Below are 17,844 nucleotides of genomic sequence, written 5' to 3'. Positions count from 1 at the left end.
GCGCGCCTCAGCTCTCGGCCAGCCTGCCGTCGACGAGATGGATGCGCCGGGTCGCCCTTGCGGCCATCTCGGTGTCGTGGGTCACGGCGATCACCGTCTTGCCGCGCTCGCGCACCAGCGCATCGAGGATCGCGAAGACCTGCTCGGAGTTCCGACTGTCGAGGCTGCCGGTGGGCTCGTCCGCCAGCACGAGCGGCGGATCGTTCGCGAGCGACCGGGCGACTGCGACCCGCTGGCGCTGGCCTCCGGAGAGCTGGTCGGGCCGCTTGTCGAGATGGCCGGCCAGGCCGAGCGCCTCGAGCAGTTGCGTCGAGCGCTCGCGCATCGCGCCTGCACCAAGGCGGCCGAGTCGACGCATCGGGATCTCGACATTCTCGCGCACGGTGAACTCCGGCAGCAGGAAGTGGAACTGGAAGACGAAGCCGAGCGTCGCCAGCCTGATCTGCGCCCGCTCGCGCTCGCTGAGGTCGGCAGTGTCGCGCCCGCCGATGCGCAGCGCGCCGGCACTCGGCCGGTCGAGCAGACCGAGCAGGTAAAGCAGCGAGGACTTGCCGGAGCCGGACGGGCCGGTGATCGCGACGAACTCGCCCTCGCCGATCGACAGCGTCACATCCTGAACCAGCGTCACCGGTACGGCGGCGGGCAGGATGCGGGTCAGGCCCGTGGTCTCGACGAGCGAACTCATGTCGCCCCCCGGATGATGTCGACCGGGTTGAGCCGCGCCGCCTGCCGGGCCGGCAGGTAGCCGGCGATGCCGGCCGAGGTCAGCGCGAAGCCGGCGGCGATCAGATAGTGCCAGATGCTCCAGGCCAGAGGCAGGCGCGTGATCTCCTGCGCGACCGCCGCGCCCGACAACTCGAAGCGTATGAGCGAGAGCGCAAAGCAGAGTCCGAAGCCGACGGCCCAACCGATCAGCGAGCCGCAGGCCCCCAGCGCCAGCCCTTCCAGCAGGAAAAGCCGGCGCATATCGGCCTCGGTGAACCCCAGCGATTTGAGAATGGCGATATCGCGCGCCTTCTCATGGGTGATCGTCGAGATGATGTTGAAGATGCCGAAGCCGGCGACGAGGAGGATGGCGCCGACAACGGTGTACATGATGACGTTGCGGATCACCAAAGCCTCGAGCAGCGATTCGTTCGCCTCCTGCCAGGCCACGGCCTTGTAGCCGATTTGCGCCTCGGCGCGCCGTGCCACCTGCGGCGCAGCATTCGGATCGTCGAGCTTCAGCCGGATCTCGTTGATCGCGTTCGGCCGCTCGCTCAGGATCTGGGCGTTCTTGAGCAGCACATAGCCCTCGCCCTCGTCGCGGGCGGTCGTGCCGGTATGGAACAGGCCGACGATCTTGAAGGCGCGGCTCTGGCCGGTCGCGGAGACGACCGTGACCGTCGTGCCCAGCCCGGCGCCGAGACGCTGGGCCAGCCGGCTGCCGACAACGATGTTGTTGCCGCCCGCGATCAGCGAGGCAAAACTGCCTTCGCGAAAATCCTTGGTCAGCGAGGATATCTGCATCTCGGCCAGCGGTTCGACGCCGATGATGCCGATGCCGACATCACGCCCGGCATAGCGCACCACGCCCTGCGTCTTCAGGCTGAGCGCCATCTTGCCGGGCACCCAGGCGCGCAGCATCGCGGTCGCTTCGGTCGGATTCAGGATGCCGCGCCGATCGTCCCTCGGCCGCAAACCGGCGATGTGAAGCGTCGCGAACGCGTCCTCTGCCGGCTGGCGGCGCGCCGCGCGGCGCTCGTCGGTGATGTCGACATGCGGCATGGTGTCGACGAGCTTGGCGACGAAGTCGTCCTCGCCGCCCTGCATCAGCGAGGCCATGGCGATCGAGAAGCCGACGCCGAGCGCGACGCCGAGCACGGCGACCAGCGTCTGCCGCCCCCGCCCCAGGATATGCGTCAGCGCAAGTGTCAGGATCAGCCGCATGGCTCAGCCATCCCGCAGCCGGATGCGGCTACCGTCGCCGAGCTTGTCCGGATAGGGCGCGATGACGCGCGCGCCTTCGGGCAAGCCCGACAGGACCTCGACCTCGCCGGTGCCGCGAATGCCGATCGTGAGCTCGCGACGCCGCGCGACATCGCCCTCGGCGAGCACGACGGCATTGCCCTGGACGGCGTTGACGGGCAGCAGCAGCGCGTTGCGCGCGACGCGCACGATGATGTTGAGTTCGGCGGTCATGCCGATCAGCAGCGGCGTGTCGTCAGGCAGAGCAAGATAGACGCGGTAATTCTTGGCGACCGGGTCGCCCTTGGGCGTGATGCTGTCGACGGTCGCCTCCAGCGTCCGTCCGGGAAACGCGTCGGCGCGGATCAGGGCGCGCTGGCCCGGCCTGACCTGCGGGATATCCTCCTCGTTCACCTCGGCGACGATCCGCAGAGGCTTCGCCTCGCCGATCCAGAACAGCACTGTACCGGGTTCGGCGATCTCGCCGACTTCGCCATCGCGGCGCAGGACAGTGCCGCTCATCGGCGCCCGCAGGATGTAGTTCTCGAGCCGGGCGGTCTGGCCGGCAACCAGCGCGGCGGCCTGCCCGACCTCGCTGCGGACCCGGTCGAGCGCCTGCTGGCTCATGACATTGCGCTCGACCAGAACGGCCTGGCGCTCATGCTCGGCGGCGGCCAGCTTGTGGCGCGCCTTGAGTTCGGCAAGGGCGGTCTCGGCGAGGACGCTGTCCAGCCTGGCCAGAATCTCGCCCTTCTCGACCCGGCGGCCCTCGCAATCGCAGCGCTCGACGATGCGCTCGCGCACGAGCGGCGTAACCTTGGCCCAGTTGCGAGGCTCGACCACGCCCGTCGCGTAGACGATATCGGCGGCGTCGCCGCGCTTGGCGGTCACGGTCGCGACAGCCGCGGGCCTGCTATAGGACCAGAAGGCCGCGCCCGCCCCTGACAGCGCGACGAGCACGACGAGGCTGCGAACGATCTTCACGGCATACTCCTCGCGGGCATCGACCTCAGCCTGACGAAATCGTGCTTCCAGACAGGCCACTCGATGCCGCATCGCCGTTGCATCGGGCCCTGTCTCAGACCTATCTTATATCAGACCGACCGTCGGTCATTTTACAGACCGACGGTCGGTCGTCAAGAAAATGCGAGATCGGAGCTCTATGCCGCGCATCGTCAAACATCCGGAGGATCGCAGAAGCGAGCTACTCGACTGCGCGCAGGCGCTGTTCTTCGAGCAGGGCTATGAGCGCACGACGATCAATGACGTCATCGCGAAGGCGGGGATTTCGAAGGGCGGCTTCTACCACCACTTCGCTTCGAAGGAGGAGTTGCTGGAGGCGCTCGCCGTCCGTCTGGCTCACGAGGCGGTCGCCCGGGTCCGCGACGTGCTCGACGACCCCGCCCTTGGCGCCCTCGCCCGTCTGAACAGCTTCCTCGCCCGCTCGCGCCAGACCAATCTGGAGGATGCGCCGAAGCTGCGGGCGGCATTCGACGTCGTCTTCCGCCCGGAGAACATCGTGCTCTACCACCGGGTCAACGCCGCCTCGATCGCGGTGATGCTGCCGGTGCTCGCCGGCATCATTGCGGAGGGGGCAACTGAGGGGGTGTTCGCCGTGTCGGAGCCGGAGGATGCGGCGGAGACGATCCTGCATCTGGGCGCCAGCGCCCATGATGCCTGGGCGCGCGCTATCGCGGTCTCGGGTACCGCGGAGGAGGAAGCCGCGATCGAAGCGCTGGAGCGGCGCTTCGAATTTCTGGGTCTCGCAGTCAACCGGATCCTCGGCCTGCCGGACGGCAGCGTGATCTTCGTCGAGCCGGGCTTCATGCGGGCGGTGATGACGGCGCGCTGAACCCGCCGTCATCACCGCAACCCGCGTCTCAATCGAGGTTGAACTTCGCGAATTCGCGATGCTCGCCATAGATCCGCCGGACGGTGCCGGTGATCGAGCGGTAGACAATCGTCTCGGTCTCGATCACCTCGGGCCCGAAGCGCACGCCCGAGAGCATGCCGCCATCGGTGACGCCGGTGGCGCAGACGATGACGTCGCCGGAGGCCATCTCGGCCATGTCGTACTTCTTGTTGGGGTCCTTGACGCCCATGGTAGCGGCGCGGGCCCGCTTCTCCTCGGTGTCGAGGATCAGGCGGCCCTGCATCTGGCCGCCGACGCAGCGCAGCGCCGCCGCGGCGAGGACGCCTTCCGGGGCGCCGCCGATGCCGAGATAGAGGTCGATGCCGGTCTTCTCCGGCTCGGTGCAGAAGATCACGCCGGCGACGTCGCCATCGGTGATCAGGCGGATCGAGGCGCCGGTCTTGCGGACTTCGGCGATCAGCTTCTCATGGCGCGGGCGGTCCATGATCAGCGTGTTGATCTCATGCGGCTTCACGCCCTTGGCCTTGGCCAGTGCGTTGATGTTGTCCGCGGCCGAGGCGTCGAGGTCGACGACACCGGTCGGGTAGCCCGGGCCGATGGCGATCTTGTCCATGTAGACGTCGGGCGCATAGAGCAGATGGCCAGCGCCGGCCATCGCCATCACCGCGATGGAGCCGGGCATGTCCTTGGCGCAAAGCGTCGTGCCTTCCAGCGGATCGACGGCGATATGGACCTTCGGGCCCTGCTTGTTGCCGACCTTCTCGCCGATATAGAGCATCGGCGCCTCGTCGCGCTCACCCTCGCCGATGACGATCTCGCCGTCGATCGGCAGGCGGTTGAGTTCGCGCCGCATCGCGTCGACGGCAGCCTGGTCGGCGGCCTTCTCGTCGCCATGGCCGCGCAGACGGGCGGCGGCGACGGCGGCGCGCTCGGTGACGCGCACGAGTTCCATCGAGAGATAGCGCTCGATGATCTGGTCGGGCGAGATGCGAAGATCGACGGACATGGGCTTTCCTCTGTTTCGGCAGGCGGCAACCGGGCGATCGGCAGCGGGGCGCCCCGCCGCCGGCCGGCCACGACCCTATTCGCGTTCGATGCGGATGACCTGCGGCGCTTCCGAAATATGCCCGTCGGCGCCAACCTTCTCCAGCGCGCCGCGGATCGCCTGCTCGCTGGTCGCATAGGTGATCAGGACGACCGGGACCGGAGCGCCGGAGCGCCCACCGGGGTCGCGTGCCGCGGCAGCTTCCGAGCGGCGCTGGACGATGCTCTCCAGCGAGATGTTCGCCTCGGCCATGCGGGTCGCGATGGCGGCGGCGGCGCCGGGCCGGTCGGCGACGGCGAGGCGGATATAATAGCCTCCCTCATGGCGCTGCATCGGCGCCCGCGTCGGCTGCTCGAGCCGGGCGACCGGCATGCCGAAAGGCAGGCCGGCGGTGCCGCGGGCGATGTCGGCGATGTCGGCGATCACCGCCGAGGCGGTCGGGCCGCCACCGGCGCCGGGGCCGACCAGGGTGATCTCGCGGACCGCATCGGCATCGATGGTGACGGCATTGGTGACGCCCATGACCTGGGCGATGGCAGACGACTTCGGCACCATGGTCGGGTGCACGCGCTGCTCGATGCCGGTCTTGGTGCGCTCGGCGACACCGAGCAACTTGATCCGGTAGCCGAGCTCGTCGGCCATCTTCAGATCGAGCGGCGTGATCGAGGAAATGCCTTCGACATGAATCGCTTCGGCGTCGATCTTCGTACCGAAGGCGAGGCTGGTCAGGATGGCGAGCTTGTGCGCGGTGTCGAAGCCCTCGACGTCGAAGGTCGGGTCGGCCTCGGCATAGCCTAGACGTTGCGCGTCCTTCAGACAGGCCTCGAAGGTCAGCCCTTCCAGCTCCATCCGCGAGAGGATGTAATTGCAGGTGCCGTTGAGGATGCCGTAGAGCCGGCTGACATTGTTGCCCGAAAGCGCCTCGCGCAGCGTCTTGACCACCGGGATGCCGCCGGCCGAAGAGGCTTCGAAGGCGAGCGCCGCGCCCTTGCTCTCGGCGAGTTCGGCGAGCGCGACGCCATGGGCGGCGAGCAGCGCCTTGTTGGCGGTGACGACATGCTTGCCGGCGGAAAGCGCCGCCTCGACCGCCTGCTTCGCCGGCCCGTCCGAGCCGCCGATCAATTCGATCAGGCAGTCGATCTCGGGGGAAGCGGCCAGCGCGACCGGATCGTCGAACCAGCTCATGCCGGAAATATCGATACCGCGATCGCGGTTGCGGTCCCGTGCCGAAACGGCGGTGACCCGCACCGGCCGGCCGCAGCGGGCGGCGAGCGCGTTCTCCTGACGCTTCAGGATGGTGGCGACCGCCGCACCGACGGTGCCGAGGCCGGCGATACCGACGCGAAGGGGTCGGGAGTCAGGGGGCGGAGCGTGCATGGTCATGCCGCGCGGGGTCGCATGGGGCGTGCCCCGAGTCAACGGCGCAACCGCATGCGGACTCAGTCGAAGCGGCAGATCACCTCGGCCGCGAGCCGCTTGAGCTTGCCCTCTTCGAAGCCCAGGAAGACGCGCAGCACCTGATTGCCGAAGGCCGTGATCTTGATGGTGCGCAGCGCCTCGAGGCTGTCACCGTTCGAGACGATCGAGTTCTCGTTGACCGGCTTCCAGAACCAAGGCTTCGGCGGATTGATCACCGTCTCCGCGAGGATCTTTTCGGCTTCGGCCTGGCCGATCCCGATCGGCAGATAGCGCGCAACGATCTCGGTGGCGTCGCGGCCGCATTCGCGTGCCTTGGTCGCGCTCAGCAACTCGCCCACCAGCGGCGAAGCCGATTCGGTCGCGCGTCCACGCGAGAAATCATAGGTCGCGAACAGGCAGACCAGGGCGAAGAGACCGAAGATGACTCCGATCACGCGGCCTTTCGAGACCATATCCGCCCGCCTCTCCTCAGCCGGCCACTCCGGCAGCCCCCGGTTCACATGTTTTAGGGGAGCGGTCCAGCCCCGTCACCTTCCGGGCGCGTTTAGGTCGCACCGGTTTCGCCGTGCCAGACAGATTCCGGAGCGGCGCAGGGCGCCGCTCCGTTGCCCGGAAGGCGCCAGGCGCCCTGCCCTCAGCCGGCCTTCGGAATCTGGATCACATTGTGCAGTGTCTGGTCGGCCGTCTTGAGGAAGCGCCCGATATTGCGCGCAGCCTGGCGGATGCGCTGCTCGTTCTCGACGATGGCGATGCGGACGAAATCGTCGCCATGCTCGCCGAAGCCGATGCCCGGGGCGACCGCGACCTCGGCCTTCTCGATCAGCAGCTTCGAGAATTCGAGCGAGCCGAGATGGCGGAACTTCTCCGGAATCGGCACCCAGGCGAACATCGAGGCCTGCGGCGCCGGGAAGTCCCAGCCCGCCTTGGTGAAGCTCTCGACCAGCGCGTCGCGACGCTTGCGATAGATCTCGCGCATCTCGCGGATGCAGTCGTCGGGGCCGTTGAGCGCCGCCGCGGCCGCGACCTGGATCGGCGTGTAGGCGCCATAGTCGAGATAGGACTTCACGCGCGCGAGCGCGGCGAGCAGGCGCTCGTTGCCGACGGCGAAGCCCATGCGCCAGCCGGCCATGGAGAAGGTCTTCGACATCGAGGTGAACTCGACGGTGACATCCATCCCGCCCTGGACCTGCAGCATCGAGGGCGGCGGGTTCTTCTCGTCGAAATAGACCTCGGCATAGGCGAGATCGGAGAGCAGGATCAGCTCATGCTTCTTCGCGAAGGCGACGAGGTCGCGATAGAAATCGAGCGAGGCGGTATAGGCGGTCGGGTTCGCCGGGTAGCAGGTGACGAGCGCTATCGGCTTCGGCACCGAATGCGCCATCGCCCGCTCGAGCGCCGGGAAGAAGGCGGGCGTCGGCTCGGCCGGAACCGAGCGGATCACGCCGCCGGCCATCAGGAAGCCGAAGGCGTGGATCGGATAGCTCGGATTGGGCACCAGCACGACGTCGCCGGGCCCGGTGATCGCCTGCGCCATGTTGGCGAAGCCTTCCTTCGACCCGAGCGTCGCGACCACCTGGGTGTCGGGATTGAGCTTCACCCCGAAGCGGCGCTCGTAATAGTTCGCCTGGGCGCGGCGCAGGCCGGCAATGCCCTTGGAGGCGGAGTAACGGTCGGTACGGGCCTTGCCGGCGGTCTCCACCAGCTTCTCGATGACGTGCTTGGGAGCCGGCAGGTCGGGATTGCCCATGCCGAGATCGATGATGTCGACGCCCTTGGCGCGTTCGGCTGCCTTGATCTTGTTGACCTGCTCGAAAACGTAAGGCGGCAAACGCTTGATGCGGTGAAAGTCGGTCATCTTACTAATCGGTCCCTGGCCGAGCCGGCATTGAGGCGCCAGAAATGCGGCAAATCACATTCCTTGCGTCGGGATGCTCTAGCATCGCAGCTTCCGTCATGACAGGCCCAAAAACGCAAGATTCATCGAACAGGAACGCAGGCCGCGGGCTTGCATCCGCCTCGCCGAAGCCACGGTAGCGACGCGGGCAATATCGTTGCCGCAAAGCCTGTCGGCTGCGGCCGGCGCCTGACCGAAGATTAACCCCTTGGCCAACGTCCCTATATCTGCAGGCGCCTACCAATCCGGATGGTGGGGAAGGCTCGCAGACTGCACAGTCACAGATCTGGCATCGTTCAGGCGCAGTTCGGCGACACCCTGCCGGGGATAGCCATGCGAGGAACGACCGGCATGAGATTATCCGACCGGATCCTGTACTGGTGCGGATACCGGCTCTCCGGGTTTCTCCTGCGCGAGAGACCCGGCCGAGAGCCCTTCGTTCCATCCGATCCCGACGAGATGCGCCGTACGCTGCGACCCGGCGATGTGGTGCTGGTGGCGGGCTCCAACAGGGTTTCGACCGCGATCAAATATCTGACGCATTCGACCTGGTCGCATGCAGCGCTCTATGTCGGGCCCATTCCGGGGGCGACGGACGGCCCCGAACCGCATACGCTCATCGAGGTCGTTCTGGACGCGGGCTGCCGGTCCTTTCCGCTGTCCCGCCTCGACCATTTTCACACGCGCATCTGCCGGCCCATCGGCCTGACCGACGCCGACCGCAGCAAGCTGGTCGACTTCATGATCTCGCGAATCGGCATCCGCTACGACACGCGCAACATCGTCGATCTCGCGCGCTATCTGCTGCCGACACTACCCGTGCCTTCGCACTGGCGGCGGCATATGATCGCACTCGGATCGGGAGAGCCGACCCGGGCGATCTGCTCGACCCTGATCGCGCAGGCGTTCGAGCGCGTCGGGTATCCGATCCTGCCGCGCATCGAGCTGCGCCCGGCAGCGGAGCGCGGCGCCAATGACTGGCGCCACCGGGAACTGCTGCATATCCGGCACTTCAGCCTCTATGCACCGGCCGATTTCGACATCTCGCCCTATTTCCAGATCGTCAAGCCGACCCTCGAGGAGGGTTTCAACTACAAGGCCCTGACCTGGAGCGACGAACCCTGACGGCAGGAGGCGGCAACCCTGCCCTCGCCTGACCCGTCCGCGCCGCCCCGGCTGTCTGCCCAGAGGGACCGTCCCCAAATCAGGTCAGTTGGTCGGCTGGGCCTGCGCAGGAGCCGGCGGCGGCGTCTTGCCGAGGCTCTGAGCCTGCGTGCCGGCAGCCTCGTTCGAGATCCGCTTCGCCTCGAGCTCGGCCTCGAGCTTCTTGAATTCGTCGACGGTCTTGCGCTTCGCATCGCGCTTTATGGTGGATCCGACGGGGACGTAGTTCGGGTTCTGCGGCCTCGTCTCGAGGACGAAGGGCTTCGGCTCGGCCGGCTTGGTGGCCATGTCTGTGAACTCCGCGACGCCGCGTGCGGCCTCGCAGCCACCGAGGAGCATGCCGAGCAGCGCCGCTGCGCAAACGACCTTCGGCGAGGTCCGGATCAGGGCTTGAGGCATTGCCGGGGCTTTCACGATTTTCCTTTGTCTCTCTTATCGGTTAGGTCCTTAATAGGTCCGAAATGGGGAGTTCAACTCCCGCTGGCAAGCAATCGCTAGGGAGCAATACCATGAGCCCACCTGCCGGCAGCAAGGCCAAGGGCGCACAAGGCCCGGCGGAGCCGCCGGTCTTCGATGCGCCTGCGCTGCCGGATTTCGACGCGATGGCGCAGAACATGGGCAGGCTGGTGGAACAGGCCGGCAAGGTGACCGCCGCCTATCTGAAGCCGATCGAGCGCGGCGAAGCCAAGACCGGCGCCGCCGACGAGGCGAGCGAGATGGTCAAGGTGCTGGGCCGGGTGGCCGAGCGCTGGGTCAGCGATCCCCAGAAGATCATCGAGGCGCAGGCCTCGCTCACCACCGACTTCCTGAGCCTGTGGAGCGCGACGCTGAAGCGCCTCGGCGGCGAGCCGGCCGAACCGGTGATCGAGCCGGAAAAGCGCGACGCCCGCTTCGCCGATCCCGAATGGGAGAGCCATCCGGTCTTCGATTTCGTCAAGCAGGCCTATCTGTTGTCTTCCCGCTGGGCGGAAAGCATGGTCGAGCAGGCGGAAGACCTCGACCCTCATACGCGCGACAGGGCCCGCTTCTACGTCAAGCAGATCGCCGGAGCCCTCTCCCCCTCCAATTTCGTCGCGACCAACCCCGAGTTGCTCCGCGAGACACTGGCGCAGAACGGCGAGAACCTTGTGCGCGGCATGAAGATGCTGGCGGAAGATATCGAGGCCGGCGGCGGCGAGCTGAAGATTCGCCAGTCCGACAACCGCGCCTTCGAGATCGGCGTGAACATCGCGACGACCCCCGGCAAGGTCATCTATCGCAACGACATCATCGAGCTGATCCAGTACGCGCCCTCGACCGAGAAGGTGCTGAAGCGGCCGCTGCTGATCGTGCCGCCCTGGATCAACAAGTTCTACATCCTCGACCTCAACCCCGAGAAGAGCTTCATCCGCTGGTGTGTCGCACAGGGGCTGACGGTCTTCTGCATCTCCTGGGTCAACCCCGACCATCGCCACGCCCTCAAGGACTTCGAGAGCTACATGCGCGAGGGCATCTTCGCGGCGCTCGAAGCGATCGAGCAGGCGACGGGCGAGAAGCAGGTCTCGGCGATCGGCTATTGCGTCGGCGGCACCCTGCTGGGCGTCACCCTCGCCTATATGGCGGCGACGCAGGACAAGCGCATCGCCAGCGCCACCTTCTTCACCACGCAAGTCGACTTCTCCAAGGCCGGCGAGCTCTCGGTCTTCGTCGACGAGCAGCAGATCCGCACCCTCGAGGAGCAGATGGCCGAGCGCGGCTATCTCGACGGGGCGCGCATGGCAGGCGCCTTCAACATGCTGCGGCCGAACGACCTGATCTGGTCCTATGCGGTCAACAACTACCTGAAGGGCAAGGCCCCGACCGCGTTCGACCTGCTCTACTGGAACTCGGACTCGACGCGGATGCCGGCGGCGAACCACTCCTTCTATCTGCGCAACTGCTATCTCGACAACAAGCTGACCAAGGGCGAGATGCGCATCGGCGGCAAGCTGCTCGATCTCGGCAAGGTCACCATCCCAATCTACAATCTGGCGACGCGCGAGGACCATATCGCGCCGGCGAATTCGGTCTTCATCGGCTCGCAGTCCTTTGGCGGGCCGGTCTCCTACGTGATGGCCGGCTCCGGGCACATCGCCGGCGTGGTCAACCCGCCGAGCAAGGTAAAATACCAGTACTGGACCGGGGCGAAGCCGGAAGGCGCGTTCGAGAACTGGGTGAAGCGCGCCGAGGAGCATCCCGGCTCATGGTGGCCGCACTGGGTCGCCTGGCTTCAGGAACAGGCGCCGAAGCAGGTGAAGGCGCGCATCCCCGGCGACGGCAAGCTCAAGCCGCTGGAGGACGCACCGGGCAGCTATGTGAAGGTCAAGGCCTGAGCGCAGCCCCCGCCAAGGCCTGCGCGACCTTCGCACCGCCTGCTTGAACCCGCCCCGTGGAGGCCACCATGCGGGCGGCCTCCGCGCGCTTTTCCAAGCACTCCCGCCGAACGAAAAAAGCCGGCCCGAAGGCCGGCTTTCGCGTCTCGCCTAGGCGAGGATCAGTACTTGCGGACGACCGGGCGAACCGGGACCGTCTCCACCGGGTTGTCCCAGCGATAGGTGAGTCCGGCCGAGACGATGTGAACGAAAGGCTCGGCCTCGGCGGTGTAGGAAATCGCCCGCAAGGCCGGATTCACGACCTGCTGCGGATGATTGCCGGTGTAGTTCACCTTGGCGTTGTTGACGTGGATATAGGTGTAGCCGACGTCGATTTTCAGCTTCTCGGTGAGCTGGTAGCTCGCACCGGCGCTGAGCCACAGACGATCGTTATCCGAAATGAAGATCTGGCGATTGTAATCGTTCACCGCCGAGAGCTCGTAGGCGATACCGGCGCGCAGCGTCAGGTCGCGATTGTACTTATACTCGGCGCCGGCCGAGAAAAACCAGCTGTCGTCATACTGGAAATTCAGGCTCGTGACCGGCGCTCCGTTGAGCTGGCTGACCACCGGAATGTTGCGGAAGCGGCTCCAATTGGTCCACTCCACACCGAGATGGGCCTGCCACTGGTCGTTGATGACCTGCGAGACACCGAAGACCACGGAATCGGGCAGGTTCAGGTTGGCCTTGACCGGGAAGGCCGCCGTCGGCGTCGGCCCTGTCGAGATACGCATGGTGCCGTCCAGGGTCTGCCGAACCGAGGAGCGATAGCCCAGACCGATCGTGGTGCCGTCGAACGGCGTCAGCGTGAGACCGAGGCGATAGCCGAAGTCGATCGTGTCGCCTTCGATGATGATCGGCGCGGCATTCGCAGCGATGCCGTTGGCCTGCTTCAGGCTGGCGTTGAACCACTGGATCTGCATGGCAGCACCAACGGAGAGCCAGTCATTGACCTTGTAGCCGATCGTCGGCGCGACGTTGACGGTCTGCACCTTCGCCGAACGGCCGAAGGCCTGCGCGGCGTTGACCTGGTTGTCGGGCTTCGAGCGCAGGCCGAAGGGCGCGCCGGTGGTCATACCGATCCAGAGCCGGTCGGTGAGCTGCCAAGCGGAATAGGAAGCGGGGATGAAACCGCCGTCACCGCCGATATTGCCGGTTCCGAGCGGGCTACCTCCGGCCGCCTGGATCGGCACGGGGCCGCGCGGCGTCATGACCGTGGTCGGCGAGGTCGGCTGATAGTCGCCGCTGGCATAGAGATAGGTGAAATTCCAGTTGCTGTGGCGACCGGGAAACATGGTGATCGTTGCCGGGTTCCAGGCCATCGAGGCCATGCCGATGCCGCCGGCGGCGGCGCCCGCATAGGCCATGCCGAGACCTTCTGCGCCCTGCCCGCTGCGGATCGCGAAGGAGCTGGCGGAGGCGGCGCCGGCCGTCAGCAAGGCCGCGAGCGAGACCGTGGCGGCGGCAGTGAGTTTCCGGAAGCTCGTCATCGCGGCGTCTTTCCCCAGGGTGAGGTTCTCGTTGGCGCCCATCTCGGCCAGGGCCAGACGGAATCTTCCAGCACAATGCCGACAGGTCATCTTTGCCGCAATCCCGCCGCGATCGCCCATTTTTGGCCATGCTTGGCAAGGCTTCCGCAAGGTTAACGTCGGAATCGAGAGATTTATCGCCTTTTTTCGCGGGCGAGCCTTAACGGCGCGCCGGAAAAGATCGTTTACATGAGAACTATCGCCGATTTCTCATTGTGCATCGCAACATAGGACGTTCGGTCACCTCCAATACCAACTGTTCTTTGCTGAACAGCGTTGCAAAAGCGTCACAGCCCCAGGCTCCCGGCGAAGCAGGCATGCCATGCGCACACACGGGCTTGCGCAGGAGACGCCATCCGCACAGGATCGGCGCGGCCCTCGGCCGATGCCGGCCGTCCTTTTGAAACGTTTGAATTGGGGGAAACGCAGTGAAATTGGTTCGTTATGGCGCGTTCGGTCAAGAGAAGCCTGGTCTGATCGACTCCGCCGGCAAGCTGCGCGATCTCTCAGCGCATGTTCCCGACATCGCCGGCGCGGCGCTGACCTCGGCTTCGCTTGCGAAGCTGAAGGCCCTCGCTCCCGAATCGCTGCCGCTCGTCTCCGGCGATCCGCGCATTGGCGCCTGCGTCGGCGACGTGCGCAACTTCATCGCCGTCGGCCTGAACTTCGCCGACCATGCGGAAGAGACCGGCTCGCCGATCCCGAAAGAACCGATCCTGTTCAACAAGGCGCCGAACTGCATCGTCGGCCCGAACGACGACGTCATTATCCCGAAGGGCTCCGAGAAGACCGACTGGGAAGTCGAGCTCGCGATCGTCATCGGCAATGGCGGCTCCTATATCGAGGAGAAGGACGCGATGGCGGCGATCGCCGGCTTCTGCGTCTGCAACGACGTCTCCGAGCGCGCCTTCCAGATCGAGCGCGGCGGCCAGTGGGCCAAGGGCAAGGGCTGCCCGACCTTCGGCCCGCTCGGCCCGTGGCTGGTGACGCCGGACGAGATCGCCGACGTGCAGAACCTCGCCATGTGGCTCGAAGTCGATGGCGAGCGCGTCCAGAACGGCTCGTCGAAGACGATGATCTTCGGCGCCGCCTATCTCGTCCACTACATCAGCCAGTTCATGCGGCTCGATGCCGGTGACGTCATCACCACCGGTACCCCTCCGGGCGTCGGCCTCGGCTTCAAGCCGCCGCGCTTCCTGAAGGGCGGCGAGACCGTCACCCTCGGCATCGAAGGCCTCGGCACGCAGAAGCAGAAGTTCAAGGCCTACGCAGGCTGATAAAAAAGCGCCGCCAGGGCTGTTCGACCCAGCCCGGGCGGCGCTCGTCCCGACCGCGCCTGGCGCGGCGGCGACAGTTCCGTTCGCGGCGCTATTGCCGCTCCAACCAATCGACGACCTGGGCCACCGCGGCACGCGGCGTGTCCTGGTGCCCGGCCTCGACGACGATGCGCGTGCCCGAATAGGCGGCGCGGTCGTTCATCGCCGGGCGGTCGCCGGTACCGACCACCCAGAGCGTCGCGCTGCGTACGCCACTCGCCTGCGCCGCCTGCGCGGCGGGGCCCGAGGGGTCGAAGAAACTGAGATAGGCATCGGCGGTCGTCGTGACCGGGAAGACCTTGCCCTGGTTGAAATCGAGGAAGCGGGCCTTCTGGCCGCCCTGCCCGGCCGCCGCCATCGCCTTGGCCTCGGAGATGCTGCTGCCGGTCTGGCTGGCGATGAAATCCGGCCGGTGCCCCGGGGCGAGCGCGACCACCGCATCGACCCCGCCAACACGCGCGGCATATCCCATCGAGATATTGGCGCCGAGGCTGTGACCGGCGAGCACGATATGTCTGGCGCCGTTCGCCTTGAGGCGTGAGACCGCGGCCTGCACCTCGCCCAGCGTCTGGTCGTAGGTGCGATAGCCTCCGGTCCACGACATGCGCGGCATCAGAACGGTGGCGCCGCGCGCCTTGAGCGCCTGCGCCAAGGGCTGCAAGGGCCCCTGCCCTCCAGCCTTGCCATGGATCAGCACGACACCCGTGCTGCGCAGATCGAAGGCAGCCGCGCCAGATGCAAGCAGGCATGCCGCTCCGGCGAACGCCAATCCGCTCATGAACCTGCCAACGCGCAGGTTCGCCGCCATAACGCCCCAGTTAGTCACCGGCCGTGCCTCGCCAACGGAATCGCCCGTACAAGACGAGCTATGACGCATCGGCAAGACCCTGCTCATCCCCCATTTGGGGGGAATCGCGTAAAAAAGTTCGCGGGCGAACTTCCGCTGCACATTTGAAGTGGCGCGCGCACAAATGAAAAAGGCCCGGCTACCTGCCGGGCCTCATGGCATTACCTCGCCGAGAGATCAGGCCTCCGTCAGGCCAAGCATCAGGCGGATGTTCTGAACGGCTGCGCCGGACGCTCCCTTGCCGAGATTGTCGAGCCGCGCGACGAGCACGGCCTGTCCCAGATCCTCATTACCGAAGACGCGCAGCTCGAGCTTGTTGGTGTCGTTCAGCGCCTCCGGCTCAAGCTTGCCGTCGCCGGTCGCAGGCAGCACGGAGACGAAGCTCGAGCCGGCATAGCGTGCCGCCAGAGCCTCATGCAGGTCGGCCGGCTTCGGCTTTCCCGGCAGCGTCTCCAGATGCAGCGGCACGCTGACCAGCATGCCCTGCCGGAAATTGCCGACCGAGGGCACGAAAATCGGCCGCCGCTCCAGCCGCGAATAGAGCTGCAGCTCCGGCAGGTGCTTGTGCTTCAGGCCGAGGCCGTAGAGCTCGAAATCCGGGGCGGTTCCGGCCTCGTAGGCCTCGATCATCGCCTTGCCGCCACCGGAGTAGCCGGAGACGGCATTGACCGTGACCGGATGGTCGGCGGGCAGCAGGCCGGCATCGACGAGCGGGCGCAGGAGCGCGATGCCGCCCGTCGGATAGCAGCCGGGATTGGAGACGCGGTTGGCGTTGGCGACCTTCTGCGCGAAGCCAGGCTCCAGCTCGGCGAAGCCGTAGGTCCAGTCCGGCGCGACGCGATGCGCGGTCGAGGCGTCGACGATCTTCGGGGCCTGGGCGCCGAGCTCGTCGGCGAGAGCGACCGATTCCTTCGCGGCATCGTCGGGCAGGCAGAGCACGACGAGGTCGACGCCGGCCATCATCTCCTTGCGGGCGCCCGGGTCCTTGCGCTTCTCCGGGGCGATGCTCTTGACCACCACCTCCGGCACCGCGGCCAGGCGATCGCGGATGCCGAGCCCGGTGGTGCCGGCCTCGCCGTCGATGAAGATGGATTTCAGGTTCTGGCTCATCGGACCCTCGCAAGGTGTCTGGTGGGCGCCGGCCGAAACTCCTTGGCCGGCTTCGGGCATAAAAAAACCGCGCTCTCCGGCGCGGTCGCGGGCGTTCGGACTTCTAGCCGAGCGTCATCGCGGGCGCGCCGGGGCGGCCGTGACAGTGCGACGTCGGATCGGGTTCTTGACCATGCGTCGGTATATGTTCGCTGCCCGCCCCGCTGTCAATGCGCAGGCCTGCGCGCCTCGCTGCCGGCCACCATGCATGCAGCGAAGGCGAGCATGGTGGCCGGGGATTCCGCAATGATCGGAATCCCCTGCGCAGCGTCGTTGCCATGATGATTCCGGAACTTCAGAACCCGATTCAGCGCGCAGCCTTCCTCAGCGCCAGCGCCTGGATGTAGTGCTGCGCCACCGCTGCCCCGGCGATCGCGGTCGCATCGGCATGGTCGTAGGGCGGCGAGACCTCGACGATGTCCATGCCGCGGAAGTCGAGATCCCGGATCGCCCAGACCATCTGCAACGCCTGCGCCGAGGAGAGGCCGCCAGCGACGGGCGTGCCGGTGCCGGGCGCGAAGGCCGGGTCGACCGCATCGATGTCGAAGGTGAGATAGGCCGGCCCCTGCCCGACCCGCGCCTTGATCCGGGCCGCGACGCCTTCAACGCCCAGAGCATGGGCTTGGTAGCCATCAAGCACCTCGATGCCGCAATCGCGCGGCGCGACGGTGCGGATACCGATCTGGATCGAGCGCTCGACGTCGATCAGGTCCTCGCGCACCGCCTCGAGCACGAAGGTGCCGTGGCTGATCGCGCCGACGCCGTCATCCCAGGTGTCCTGATGCGCGTCGAACTGGACCAGAGCGAGCTTGCCGTGCCGGGCGACATGGGCGCGCAGCAGCGGCAGGGTGATGAAGTGGTCGCCGCCGAGCGTGACCAGATGGGCGCCGGTCGCGATGATCGCAGCGGACTCGTTCTCGATCGCCCTGGCGCAGCCCTGAAGATCGCTGCGCGGCAGGAGGCAGTCGCCATAGTCGACGGCTGCCAGGATCTCGAACGGGTCGATGCGCGAGGGATACTGCGCGTCGCCGTCGAAGATCGAACTGACACGGCGCATCGCCTGCGGCCCGAAGCGGGTGCCGGGCCGGTTCGAGACGGCGAGGTCGAAGGGAACGCCCCAGATCGCGAGGTCGCAGCCGGCAACGTCCTTGCTGTAGCGCCGGCGCATGAAGGAGAGCGCACCGGCATAGGTCGGGTCATGGGCCGGTCCCTTGCGGCCGCCGGTGAAGGCGTGGTCGATCGTCGGGGTTTCGGCGGGTTCGGTCATGGTC

16 protein-coding genes are annotated in these 17,844 nt (G+C 66.6%); 4 read left to right on the top strand and 12 right to left on the bottom strand.

Annotation, left to right across the window (positions count from 1 at the left end; genetic code table 11):
• Positions 1 to 7: 7 nt before the first annotated feature.
• The 3 genes from AC1REK_RS18610 to AC1REK_RS18600 are packed head-to-tail and all read right to left on the bottom strand — an operon-like array spanning position 8 to position 2,931.
• Positions 8 to 685 (bottom strand): ABC transporter ATP-binding protein, encoded by a 678-nt coding sequence (locus AC1REK_RS18610; protein ID WP_492268911.1) that lies wholly within the window; start codon positions 683 to 685, stop codon positions 8 to 10.
• Positions 682 to 1,929: an ABC transporter permease gene (locus tag AC1REK_RS18605; protein ID WP_492268912.1), complete on the bottom strand. Its 1,248-nt coding sequence runs from the start codon at positions 1,927 to 1,929 to the stop codon at positions 682 to 684. The genes AC1REK_RS18610 and AC1REK_RS18605 overlap by 4 nt, the downstream gene beginning before the upstream one ends.
• Before the next feature lie 3 nt (positions 1,930 to 1,932).
• Positions 1,933 to 2,931, bottom strand: a complete 999-nt coding sequence (locus AC1REK_RS18600; protein ID WP_327520436.1) for an efflux RND transporter periplasmic adaptor subunit — start codon at positions 2,929 to 2,931, stop codon at positions 1,933 to 1,935.
• A gap of 178 nt (positions 2,932 to 3,109) precedes the next feature.
• On the opposite strand from AC1REK_RS18600, the gene AC1REK_RS18595 reads away from it, so the two are divergent.
• Positions 3,110 to 3,799 (top strand): TetR/AcrR family transcriptional regulator, encoded by a 690-nt coding sequence (locus AC1REK_RS18595; RefSeq protein WP_492268913.1) that lies wholly within the window; start codon positions 3,110 to 3,112, stop codon positions 3,797 to 3,799.
• Positions 3,800 to 3,827: 28 nt separating this feature from the next.
• On the opposite strand, the gene glpX is transcribed toward AC1REK_RS18595, so the two are convergent.
• The 4 genes from glpX to AC1REK_RS18575 form a co-directional block, all read right to left on the bottom strand.
• Positions 3,828 to 4,826: a class II fructose-bisphosphatase gene (glpX, locus tag AC1REK_RS18590; RefSeq protein ID WP_327523872.1), complete on the bottom strand. Its 999-nt coding sequence runs from the start codon at positions 4,824 to 4,826 to the stop codon at positions 3,828 to 3,830.
• A 75-nt stretch (positions 4,827 to 4,901) separates the two neighbouring features.
• Complete coding sequence (locus tag AC1REK_RS18585; protein ID WP_316017984.1) at positions 4,902 to 6,242, bottom strand: homoserine dehydrogenase; 1,341 nt, start codon at positions 6,240 to 6,242, stop codon at positions 4,902 to 4,904.
• A 62-nt stretch (positions 6,243 to 6,304) separates the two neighbouring features.
• Positions 6,305 to 6,718 (bottom strand): hypothetical protein, encoded by a 414-nt coding sequence (locus tag AC1REK_RS18580; protein WP_316017891.1) that lies wholly within the window; start codon positions 6,716 to 6,718, stop codon positions 6,305 to 6,307.
• 200 nt (positions 6,719 to 6,918) lie between these two features.
• Complete coding sequence (locus tag AC1REK_RS18575) at positions 6,919 to 8,139, bottom strand: LL-diaminopimelate aminotransferase (protein ID WP_492268914.1); 1,221 nt, start codon at positions 8,137 to 8,139, stop codon at positions 6,919 to 6,921.
• Between the two features lie 288 nt (positions 8,140 to 8,427).
• Between AC1REK_RS18575 and AC1REK_RS18570 the strand changes: the two genes are divergently transcribed.
• On the top strand, positions 8,428 to 9,303 hold the full coding sequence (locus AC1REK_RS18570) for a C40 family peptidase (RefSeq protein WP_492268915.1): 876 nt from the start codon (positions 8,428 to 8,430) through the stop codon (positions 9,301 to 9,303).
• A gap of 84 nt (positions 9,304 to 9,387) precedes the next feature.
• Here AC1REK_RS18570 and AC1REK_RS18565 read toward each other — a convergent pair whose 3' ends face one another.
• Positions 9,388 to 9,741, bottom strand: a complete 354-nt coding sequence (locus AC1REK_RS18565; RefSeq protein WP_316017894.1) for a hypothetical protein — start codon at positions 9,739 to 9,741, stop codon at positions 9,388 to 9,390.
• A gap of 110 nt (positions 9,742 to 9,851) precedes the next feature.
• On the opposite strand from AC1REK_RS18565, the gene phaC reads away from it, so the two are divergent.
• Positions 9,852 to 11,693, top strand: a complete 1,842-nt coding sequence (phaC, locus tag AC1REK_RS18560; protein ID WP_390893295.1) for a class I poly(R)-hydroxyalkanoic acid synthase — start codon at positions 9,852 to 9,854, stop codon at positions 11,691 to 11,693.
• Between the two features lie 161 nt (positions 11,694 to 11,854).
• Here phaC and AC1REK_RS18555 read toward each other — a convergent pair whose 3' ends face one another.
• Entirely contained in the window at positions 11,855 to 13,222 is a 1,368-nt protein-coding gene (locus AC1REK_RS18555) for an OmpP1/FadL family transporter (protein ID WP_492268916.1), read from the bottom strand.
• 467 nt (positions 13,223 to 13,689) lie between these two features.
• On the opposite strand from AC1REK_RS18555, the gene AC1REK_RS18550 reads away from it, so the two are divergent.
• The gene (locus AC1REK_RS18550) at positions 13,690 to 14,538 is read left to right on the top strand and encodes a fumarylacetoacetate hydrolase family protein (RefSeq protein ID WP_492268917.1); all 849 of its coding nucleotides are present in this window, start codon (positions 13,690 to 13,692) and stop codon (positions 14,536 to 14,538) included.
• A gap of 91 nt (positions 14,539 to 14,629) precedes the next feature.
• Here AC1REK_RS18550 and AC1REK_RS18545 read toward each other — a convergent pair whose 3' ends face one another.
• The 3 genes from AC1REK_RS18545 to speB all read right to left on the bottom strand — a co-directional run bounded on the left by AC1REK_RS18545 (position 14,630) and on the right by speB (position 17,840).
• Entirely contained in the window at positions 14,630 to 15,355 is a 726-nt protein-coding gene (locus AC1REK_RS18545) for an alpha/beta fold hydrolase (protein WP_492268918.1), read from the bottom strand.
• Between the two features lie 246 nt (positions 15,356 to 15,601).
• Entirely contained in the window at positions 15,602 to 16,534 is a 933-nt protein-coding gene (argC, locus tag AC1REK_RS18540) for an N-acetyl-gamma-glutamyl-phosphate reductase (protein ID WP_492268919.1), read from the bottom strand.
• A gap of 346 nt (positions 16,535 to 16,880) precedes the next feature.
• A complete protein-coding gene (gene speB / locus AC1REK_RS18535; protein WP_316017899.1) occupies positions 16,881 to 17,840 on the bottom strand; it encodes an agmatinase in 960 nt (319 codons plus the stop codon).
• Positions 17,841 to 17,844: the final 4 nt, after the last annotated feature.

The sequence above is a fragment of the Allobosea sp. GW823-FHT02B03 genome (assembly GCF_058797755.1).
This window is presented reverse-complemented; position numbering and strand designations above follow the sequence as displayed.